Here is a 7,398-nt window from a genome sequence, read left to right on the forward strand (position 1 = left end):
TACCGTGTGGTCAGTGTCGATATTGTTTAAGAAATAAAAGTTCTTATCAGTTCTTTTGATGGCCTTAATAAGCATTTCTGGACCAAGAGAGCTTCCTCCAATACCAACTTGTACGAAGTTCGTGCGATCTTTAAATTGTTCATAGATTTCAAGAGTCGAAGAAATAAGGCTCTTATCATCAAGAGTCTTAATAAAATCAAATCGTACCGAGTTCTTAAAAGCGTCGATCGCTTCCTGGATTTGTTCAACTGTATATTGAGATTCAGAATTCTTTATATTGTATATAAACTGCATTTTATCTCTCGTATTTCTTTTTAAGTTGTCTTGCGATAACTACTTTTTGGATCTGATTTGTTCCTTCAACAATTTGTAGAACTTTTGCATCTCTCATAAATCTTTCAACAGGGTATTCTTTTGTATATCCGACACCTCCAAGAATTTGGACTGCATCAGTTGTTACTTTCATCGCTGTATCAGTTGACTTCATCTTTGCCATACAAGCAACTGTTTGATTTGGAGTACCCGCATCAAATGATTTAGCAGCACTTAAAACGAGAAGTCTAGAGGCTTCGACTTCCGTTGCCATATCTGCCATCATGAATTGGAGACCTTGAAAATTGAATATCTCTTGGTTAAATTGCTTTCTCTCTAGAGAGTATTTTACTGCCTCATCAAGAGCTCTTTGCGCACAACCAACACCGATTGCACCAATTGTAATTCTTCCTCTATCTAGAGCACTCATTGCTACTTTAAAGCCAAAGCCTTCTTCTTTAAGTAGGTTTTCTTCAGGTACAAAGCAATTTCAAAAATTAGTTCACGAGTAGGAGAGATATTCCAACCCATTTTATTTTCTTTCTTACCGTAGCTAAAACCTTCCATTCCATCTTCAACGATGAAAGCAGAGATTCCCTTAGCTCCTTCTTGACCTGTTCTGGCCATCACAATATATGTTTTTGCGATTCCACCTGAAGTGATCCAAAGCTTTGTACCGTTGAGGATATATCCACCATCCACTTTCTTAGCCGTTGTTTTAAGAGAAGCGGCGTCAGAACCAGATCCTGATTCAGAAAGTGCGAAGGCACCAATGGCCTTTCCTGAAGTAAGTTCTGGAAGGTATTTCTTCTTTTGCTCTTCGTTTCCAAAAGCATTTAGGATAGCTTGAGTCATAGTTGAAACAGAGATCGTCACAGCATAAGAAACTGAACTCTTAGAAATTTCTTCAAGTGCATAACAGAAGTCTTCATAGCTAAGTCCGGCTCCACCATATTCTTCTGGAAGAGTCATACCTGCAAAACCTAACTCACCAAGCTCGTTGAAACTTCCATACGGAATTTTCCTTCTTGGTCGTCGTGTTCCATAAGTGGCTCAATTCTATCTAGACGGTATCTGTTTAGTCCTGCGACAATTTCCTGCTGCATTTCGTTCATTACTAACCCTTTTTTGTTCAAATTTTTGAGAGGTTACCAAATTCTATGGGCAATCGTGAATAAAAATTTTGCCGCATTTTTTGCTAATTTAGCGATTTTATTACATCTTCTGTCAATTAATGGTGTTTATATGATTTGTGTCATATAATATAGTCTGAGGTCTATCAAGGAGGTTACTTTGAGAGATGATCAAAATATTTCAACAGAATCAGGGGTTTATGCTACTGAAGATACTATCACAGATAGCTTTCCACTAATGGTAATCCTTTCGACGCTTCTTGTTACAGTAGTTTTTCACAGTTTTGTTTACCCATACGCGGTAAAAATGGCGAGGTTTTTTGCAGACTCTTTTTAATTGAGATAAGAAATCTTAGTTAGACGATGAAGTAAAACTTATTTAGAAATAGAGGAAATTAAGTTTGTTGGTTCTGTTAAACAGGAACTAATGATACAGCCTTTCCTCCTTCTAAAAGTTTTCTCTTGGAAGGAGGACCTTAAAAAAGACCTTATAGTAATGATTCAATTGCCTTTGTCACATCACTGCTAAGTGGTTCAACACTAGACTTAAATCTCTTTACGACTTTTCCTTCTTTAGAAATTAAAAACTTTTCAAAGTTCCATCCAATTTCTTTATTACCTGTTTGCCCTTTGAGGTATTTATACAATGGGTTTGTTTCACTTCCTTTGACTTTCTGTTTAACACCAATTGGAAAAGTGACTCCATATTCTCTTTGGCATATGTTAACGATTTCCTTGTTGTTCTCAGGAGACTGCCCCATGAATTCATTGGAAGGAACACCAACAATCATAAAACCTTTGGCCTTATATTTTTGATAGAGCTTTTCTAGTGTACCCAATTGCCCTGTATAGCCACATCTCGTTGCAATATTCACAATGAGAAGAACATTATTCTTATATTTAGAAAGCTGAATTTTCTTGTCATTGCTTTGTGGTAATTCAAAGTCATAGACAGACTTCGCGCTTGCGAGTGAAAAAATCATTGTCGATAGTAAAATTAAAAACGTTTTCATCGTATACCTCAATAGTTATTATGTATTGTAAATAGAATACTATACTTGGAGATAAATGATGATGACTTTCTTATATGCGAGCTTATTAGGGGTTCTGTACTTTCTTATTTCTTTAGAAACAATCAATGCTCGAAGACGTAATCAAATCTCTCTTGGAGTAGGGGACAATAGGCAGATTGAGCAGATAGTCAGTGCCCATAGTAATTTTTCTGCTTACACTCCAATTTTGCTCATTCTTCTCTTTGGTCTTGAAAATAGTGAGCAGGTTTCTCCATATATTGTTCATCTCTTCGGGCTTTTAATCTTCTTTGGACGTATTTTTCATTACCGTGCCTTTAGAAAAGAAAAGATGAATTTTAAGTATCGTGTTTTAGGGATGAGACTTACTCTTTGGTCTCTCCTTGTTATGTCTTTAGTCAATATATGGGCCATCGGCAAGATACATTTCTTAAATTAATTCTTGTCTAAGTTTTATCGATTTCTGTCTCGTCTTAAGTTCTTTAAAATAGAGAGATGGGAGATCAGAAAAAAAGTCATATTGTCATTATTGGTGCTGGCGTCGGTGGGTTAGCTGCTGCGGGTCTGTGGTCTAAGGCAGGTCACAAGGTTACCCTTTTAGAGAGTCACTATGCTGTTGGTGGATGTGCGGGATATTTTAGAAGACCAGAGGGCGCATATGATGTTGGAGCAACCACTCTTAGTGGAATGATTGGAAACCGACCTCTGGCAAAATTATCAAAAGATTTGGGTTTAAATTTAGAAAATGAACTTGTTCCTTGTGATCCAGGTATCACTCTCTGGGACCAAGAATTTATTCATCTACGTAAAGGCATTGATGAGATTGCTCAAGAGTTTAGTCAGTTAGGTGTTGATCTTGACGAGATTAAAGAGGAATTGAAAAGGTGGAGTGAAATAGAAAAAGGTCTATGGAGCTTTTTAGAGCACACAGGAAGTTTTCCATATCTCGATCCTCTAAAGGCCTTAAAAGTCGGTCTTGAAAATATAGATCTCTTAAAAAATCCAGCTATTTTTACTAAAACCTTCTACGAGTTTCTCCCTCAAAAATTTAAAGAGAATCAAAAATTCGTAAAGTTTATTAACGGCCTTTTACTTGTAAGTACTCAGCAGACTTCTCATACATGTCCTGCATTTATGGGGATTATGGGGATTATGTATCCTCGAGACACTTGGCTGCATCCTCAAGGGATGATGGGGTTTTGCCAAAAACTAGTCGAAGCAATAGAGAAGTTTGGTGGTGAAATACGCTTAAGAGAAAAGTGCTTAAAAGTTGATTACAAGAAAGATCAAATTGTCGTCCATACAAATAAAGACGTTTACCAATGCGATAAGGTTATTTTTAATATTCATCCAGAGCTCGTAAAGGAGATGGTAGATCATTGTAGTTTAAACACAATTTATGCCAAAAAGTTAAAGCAAAAAGGTGAGCTGTGGGGAGCGATGACAGCCTACTTAAAGATTCCCAACCCTGTTAAACTTTCCTATCAGTATCTTCAGTGTCATATCGATGCTCAAAAAAATAGACTTGGAATCGGAACTTTATTTTACTCTTTTAGTAATGACTCTAAACGTGTCACAGTCTCAAGTCATATCAACTTGAATGGAGACTTTGATTCAATACGAGAAAATAAAGATAAATACCTTTGTTTAAAGCAAGAATATGCTCAGCTCGTAAGAGAGACATTAGCAATGGTTTGTGATGAACTGAATTTAGAAGACATTTGGTTGGAGTCTGTAGGAACGCCTAAGACGTTTAGACGATATACCGGTAGGGCAAGAGGTGAGGTTGGTGGACTTATCCACAACTCAACTCTTTCACTCTTGCGTTTGATTCCGAATAAAGTCGTCAAAGATAAGTTCTATCACGTAGGGGATTTTTCTTTTCCTGGTCAAGGAATTGTTTCCGTCATTCAGAGTGCATATAATACATTAGAATAACGGAAACACGGGCTAATTATTTTTCAGATAGAGATCGAGATTGTTTAGAGTCGGGAAGAAATTAAAATTCTTCTTTTTCTGAAATTTTGTTGTGTCGAAGAAACCAGGTCCTCCTACGCAAAGATCGACATCCTTTGGAATTAGAGAAAGAACATCATTGATGTAGTTGGTGAGATAAGGGCTTTCTGTGTCGCAAGTTGAATAGGAAGTGCCAAGAATAATTTTATTTCCACCTAAGGAGTTAATCGCCTCGGCGAGTGATTGAGCTGGAAGGTTTGGTCCAAGATAAAAGAAGTTCTTTCCATAGTGTGTGCAAAGAAGACTCGCGAGAAGAATACCGAACTCGTGATATTCATTTTCAGGGGTTGTAATAATATAGAGGTCTCCAGCTTTTCTCTTTTCTTCATAAGACCTAAAAACAAATTTGCCTAAGTGAAACTTTATAATACTTGAAAGGGCATGTTCTTGAACAATACTAATTCGTCCTTCCTCAGAATACTTTCCAACCATTCCCATTAAAGGAGAGATCACTTCAAGCGCTAATTCTCTTGGAGAAATTGTCATCCTAAGATTGTAGAGCTCGTGAGAAATGATATCTAATCTATTTCCTTCTAGTGCCATTAAAAGATGATTTAATGTTTCTTTTGATAGGGCTGGATTTGATGTTATCACTGCAGTATCAGCTTCAACTGAGTGAGTCGCCCCATGCTTTTGTAGGAGTTCTTGAAGTTCATTCATTTCTTTATTTGCAATGGAGCTAATGCTGTGACCGAGAGAGCAAAGATCATTGAGTGCCTTAAGCTTTTTGATATCATCATCGCTATAAACTCGTCGTCCTGTTTCTGTTCTTTTCGGAGTGACGGCTTGATATCGTTTTTCCCAAGCTCTAAGGGTATGGATAGAGACACCTGAAATATTTGACGCTACTTGGATATTAAAATCGGACATTGTGACCTCCTGATTAATTTAATATATCACACATCTAGTTTCTGTATAAGTGGCGGTTTTTCTATAACTATCTGTAAATATTGGTCTTGTATAGGTTTGTCTAACTTTGTCTAGTGCATGTCTAGTAGTTTTGTCTAACTTCTGTTGTATGATGGTTACATATCAAGGAGTTAGCTATGAAAGTTCTTATTACAGGTGCAACAGGTTTTGTGGGTCAGTCACTAGTTAAGGCCTTAGGGAAAAGAGGTCATCAGATTAACATTCTAACGACCAGAAAGAGCCTTCCTAAGGAAGTGAATGGGGTTGGTGTTGAAAGCTTCTTTTGGAATCCAGAGACTCAAGAGTTTGATAGAAATTCGCTTGTTGGGGTTGAGTATATTTTCCATCTCGCTGGGGATTCTATTGCTGATGGTAGATGGAGTGATGAAAAAAAGAAGAGATTGAAGACATCAAGAGTTGATTCATTTGATCTTATTCTCAAAACTATAAAAGAAACTACTGGTAAAGATAATACAATCAAAAAAGTGATTAGTTCAGCAGCTATTGGAATTTATGGGAACCGTGGTGATGAAGAACTTACAGAAGAAAGTGTTCATGGCACTGGTTTTTTGGCAAAGCTTTGTGAAGAATGGGAATCAAAAGTTAGAGAGGTAAATGAACTCAATATACCTTTTGTGGCCTTGAGAACAGGAGTTGTTCTTGATACTGGCGGCGGAGCCCTCGCAAAAATGATCCTACCATTTAAGATGGGTTGTTGGAGGAATCTTAGCAGATGGGAAACAATATATGAGTTGGATTCACCGTGAAGAACTCGTTAATATGTTCGTTTGGGCCATGGAGACAGAATCAGCGGAAGGTATTTATAATGCTGTTTCAGATAAACCGGTGACAAATTATGATTTCACTAAGGCTTTAGGCAGAGCAATTAGTCGTCCGACTATTTTCCCGGTTCCTGGATTTGTTTTAAAAACAATTTTTGGAGAAATGTCTTCGATACTGCTCGACTCACAAAAAGTATTACCAAGCCGCTTTTTAAAAGAAGGTTATGAATTTAAATTTAAAGATATCGATCAAGCATTTGCAGATATTTTTAGTGAAAATCATAAAGGATTTAGTTCGTCAGGAGTTAAGATATGAAAAAGGAAAAACCACTTGTTCTTATTAGTTCTTGTATTCTCGGAGAGAAGGTTCGATTTAATGGCGGGCATACTCGCTTAGATTGGGTCACTGAGAAATTGGCTAAGTATGTTGACTTCCTTCCTATTTGTCCTGAAATGGCAATGGGGATGGGGACGCCAAGGGAGCAAATCCACATTGAATATAAAAAGGGTGAACAACCAAAGCTCATTGGACGATCTGGCAAGACTATAGTGAATCAATGAGTATCGTCTCGATAAGTATGCAATTGACTTTAAAGATAGAGAAATCGATGGAATTATTCTTCAGTCAAAATCACCTAGTTGTGGTAGTTGAAAGAGTTAAGCATCGTAACCAAGAAACAGGTATTCCTGACAAGTTTGAAGCTGGTGTTTTTGGACAGTTTTTTATCGACAATTTTCCCCATACACCAATATTTGATAGTGGAAGATTACATGACGAACAACAAAGACATATCTTCCTCAATAAGCTTTTTGCATATTTTAGATTTAGACAGAATGTAAAAACAGTAGGTGATCTTCAGGCCTTTCATAAGGAATATAAATATCTTCTAATGGGCTACAATCAAAATACAATGCGCGAAATGGGACGAATTGCGGCCAATGGTGGTGATTTTAATATTTACCTTGAAAAGCTAATGACGTTGCTTTCTTCGAGAATCTCTAAGAAGAATATCATCAATTCTCTCTATCATATGATGGGATATTTAAAGAAGGACCTAGATCTTAGTGACAAGGAGCATATTCATTCATTAATTGAGGACTACTCAAAACAGAACTCTTATGAAAATAAAGTCGAGCCGATTTTAAATTTTTTAATTGAAAAGTATGATATTGCTTATTTAAAGGAACAAAGATTCTTTAATCCATATCCAAAAG

12 protein-coding genes and 1 pseudogene are annotated in these 7,398 nt (G+C 36.8%); 7 read left to right on the plus strand and 6 right to left on the minus strand.

From position 1 onward, the window contains the following. The 4 genes and pseudogenes from M901_RS00140 to M901_RS18135 all read right to left on the minus strand — a co-directional run. Nucleotides 1–294: pseudogene (locus M901_RS00140) on the minus strand (hypothetical protein); the annotation flags it as partial. A 1-nt stretch (nucleotide 295) separates the two neighbouring features. Then, nucleotides 296–742, minus strand: coding sequence for an acyl-CoA dehydrogenase family protein (locus M901_RS16895; protein WP_021276111.1), 447 nt, complete (start codon nucleotides 740–742; stop codon nucleotides 296–298). A 2-nt stretch (nucleotides 743–744) separates the two neighbouring features. Then, nucleotides 745–1,284 carry an acyl-CoA dehydrogenase family protein gene (locus M901_RS16900; protein WP_021276114.1) on the minus strand — a complete coding sequence of 180 codons (540 nt, stop codon included), beginning with the start codon at nucleotides 1,282–1,284 and terminating at the stop codon, nucleotides 745–747. Between the two features lie 11 nt (nucleotides 1,285–1,295). Next, a complete protein-coding gene (locus tag M901_RS18135) occupies nucleotides 1,296–1,427 on the minus strand; it encodes a hypothetical protein (protein WP_021276110.1) in 132 nt (43 codons plus the stop codon). Between the two features lie 178 nt (nucleotides 1,428–1,605). Between M901_RS18135 and M901_RS17310 the strand changes: the two genes are divergently transcribed. Further along, nucleotides 1,606–1,782 carry a hypothetical protein gene (locus M901_RS17310; RefSeq protein ID WP_021276108.1) on the plus strand — a complete coding sequence of 59 codons (177 nt, stop codon included), beginning with the start codon at nucleotides 1,606–1,608 and terminating at the stop codon, nucleotides 1,780–1,782. A 151-nt stretch (nucleotides 1,783–1,933) separates the two neighbouring features. Here M901_RS17310 and M901_RS00150 read toward each other — a convergent pair whose 3' ends face one another. Next, the gene (locus M901_RS00150) at nucleotides 1,934–2,458 is read right to left on the minus strand and encodes a glutathione peroxidase (RefSeq protein ID WP_021276119.1); all 525 of its coding nucleotides are present in this window, start codon (nucleotides 2,456–2,458) and stop codon (nucleotides 1,934–1,936) included. Nucleotides 2,459–2,516: 58 nt separating this feature from the next. Between M901_RS00150 and M901_RS00155 the strand changes: the two genes are divergently transcribed. Both M901_RS00155 and M901_RS00160 read left to right on the plus strand, forming a co-directional pair. Beyond that, on the plus strand, nucleotides 2,517–2,915 hold the full coding sequence (locus M901_RS00155) for an MAPEG family protein (RefSeq protein ID WP_034719114.1): 399 nt from the start codon (nucleotides 2,517–2,519) through the stop codon (nucleotides 2,913–2,915). 56 nt (nucleotides 2,916–2,971) lie between these two features. Continuing rightward, the gene (locus M901_RS00160; RefSeq protein ID WP_021276115.1) at nucleotides 2,972–4,414 is read left to right on the plus strand and encodes an NAD(P)/FAD-dependent oxidoreductase; all 1,443 of its coding nucleotides are present in this window, start codon (nucleotides 2,972–2,974) and stop codon (nucleotides 4,412–4,414) included. A gap of 12 nt (nucleotides 4,415–4,426) precedes the next feature. On the opposite strand, the gene M901_RS00165 is transcribed toward M901_RS00160, so the two are convergent. Beyond that, the gene (locus M901_RS00165; protein ID WP_021276118.1) at nucleotides 4,427–5,362 is read right to left on the minus strand and encodes a MerR family transcriptional regulator; all 936 of its coding nucleotides are present in this window, start codon (nucleotides 5,360–5,362) and stop codon (nucleotides 4,427–4,429) included. A 176-nt stretch (nucleotides 5,363–5,538) separates the two neighbouring features. Between M901_RS00165 and M901_RS00170 the strand changes: the two genes are divergently transcribed. The 4 genes from M901_RS00170 to M901_RS00180 all read left to right on the plus strand — a co-directional run. Continuing rightward, nucleotides 5,539–6,168, plus strand: coding sequence for an NAD-dependent epimerase/dehydratase family protein (locus M901_RS00170; protein ID WP_021276116.1), 630 nt, complete (start codon nucleotides 5,539–5,541; stop codon nucleotides 6,166–6,168). Then, on the plus strand, nucleotides 6,149–6,499 hold the full coding sequence (locus M901_RS16015; RefSeq protein WP_021276113.1) for a DUF1731 domain-containing protein: 351 nt from the start codon (nucleotides 6,149–6,151) through the stop codon (nucleotides 6,497–6,499). The genes M901_RS00170 and M901_RS16015 overlap by 20 nt, the downstream gene beginning before the upstream one ends. Then, complete coding sequence (locus tag M901_RS00175; protein WP_021276109.1) at nucleotides 6,496–6,744, plus strand: DUF523 domain-containing protein; 249 nt, start codon at nucleotides 6,496–6,498, stop codon at nucleotides 6,742–6,744. The genes M901_RS16015 and M901_RS00175 overlap by 4 nt, the downstream gene beginning before the upstream one ends. Nucleotides 6,745–6,791: 47 nt before the next feature. Next, on the plus strand, nucleotides 6,792–7,398 hold a 607-nt coding region (locus M901_RS00180; RefSeq protein WP_021276107.1), incomplete at its 3' end, for a YbgA family protein.

It is taken from the genome of Bacteriovorax sp. DB6_IX (assembly GCF_000447775.1).
GTDB lineage: Bacteria > Bdellovibrionota > Bacteriovoracia > Bacteriovoracales > Bacteriovoracaceae > Halobacteriovorax_A.

Excerpts from the sequence above, each read along its gene's own strand:
- M901_RS16895 (WP_021276111.1), bottom strand. The coding sequence starts at position 742 with ATGAGTGCTCTAGATAGAGGAAGAATTACAATTGGTGCAATCGGTGTT.
- M901_RS16900 (WP_021276114.1), bottom strand. The coding sequence starts at position 1,284 with ATGACTCTTCCAGAAGAATATGGTGGAGCCGGACTTAGCTATGAAGAC.
- M901_RS18135 (WP_021276110.1), bottom strand. The coding sequence starts at position 1,427 with ATGAACGAAATGCAGCAGGAAATTGTCGCAGGACTAAACAGATACCGT.
- M901_RS00150 (WP_021276119.1), bottom strand. The coding sequence starts at position 2,458 with ATGAAAACGTTTTTAATTTTACTATCGACAATGATTTTTTCACTCGCA.
- M901_RS00155 (WP_034719114.1), top strand. The coding sequence starts at position 2,517 with ATGATGACTTTCTTATATGCGAGCTTATTAGGGGTTCTGTACTTTCTT.
- M901_RS00160 (WP_021276115.1), top strand. The coding sequence starts at position 2,972 with ATGGGAGATCAGAAAAAAAGTCATATTGTCATTATTGGTGCTGGCGTC.
- M901_RS00165 (WP_021276118.1), bottom strand. The coding sequence starts at position 5,362 with ATGTCCGATTTTAATATCCAAGTAGCGTCAAATATTTCAGGTGTCTCT.
- M901_RS00170 (WP_021276116.1), top strand. The coding sequence starts at position 5,539 with ATGAAAGTTCTTATTACAGGTGCAACAGGTTTTGTGGGTCAGTCACTA.
- M901_RS16015 (WP_021276113.1), top strand. The coding sequence starts at position 6,149 with ATGAGTTGGATTCACCGTGAAGAACTCGTTAATATGTTCGTTTGGGCC.
- M901_RS00175 (WP_021276109.1), top strand. The coding sequence starts at position 6,496 with ATGAAAAAGGAAAAACCACTTGTTCTTATTAGTTCTTGTATTCTCGGA.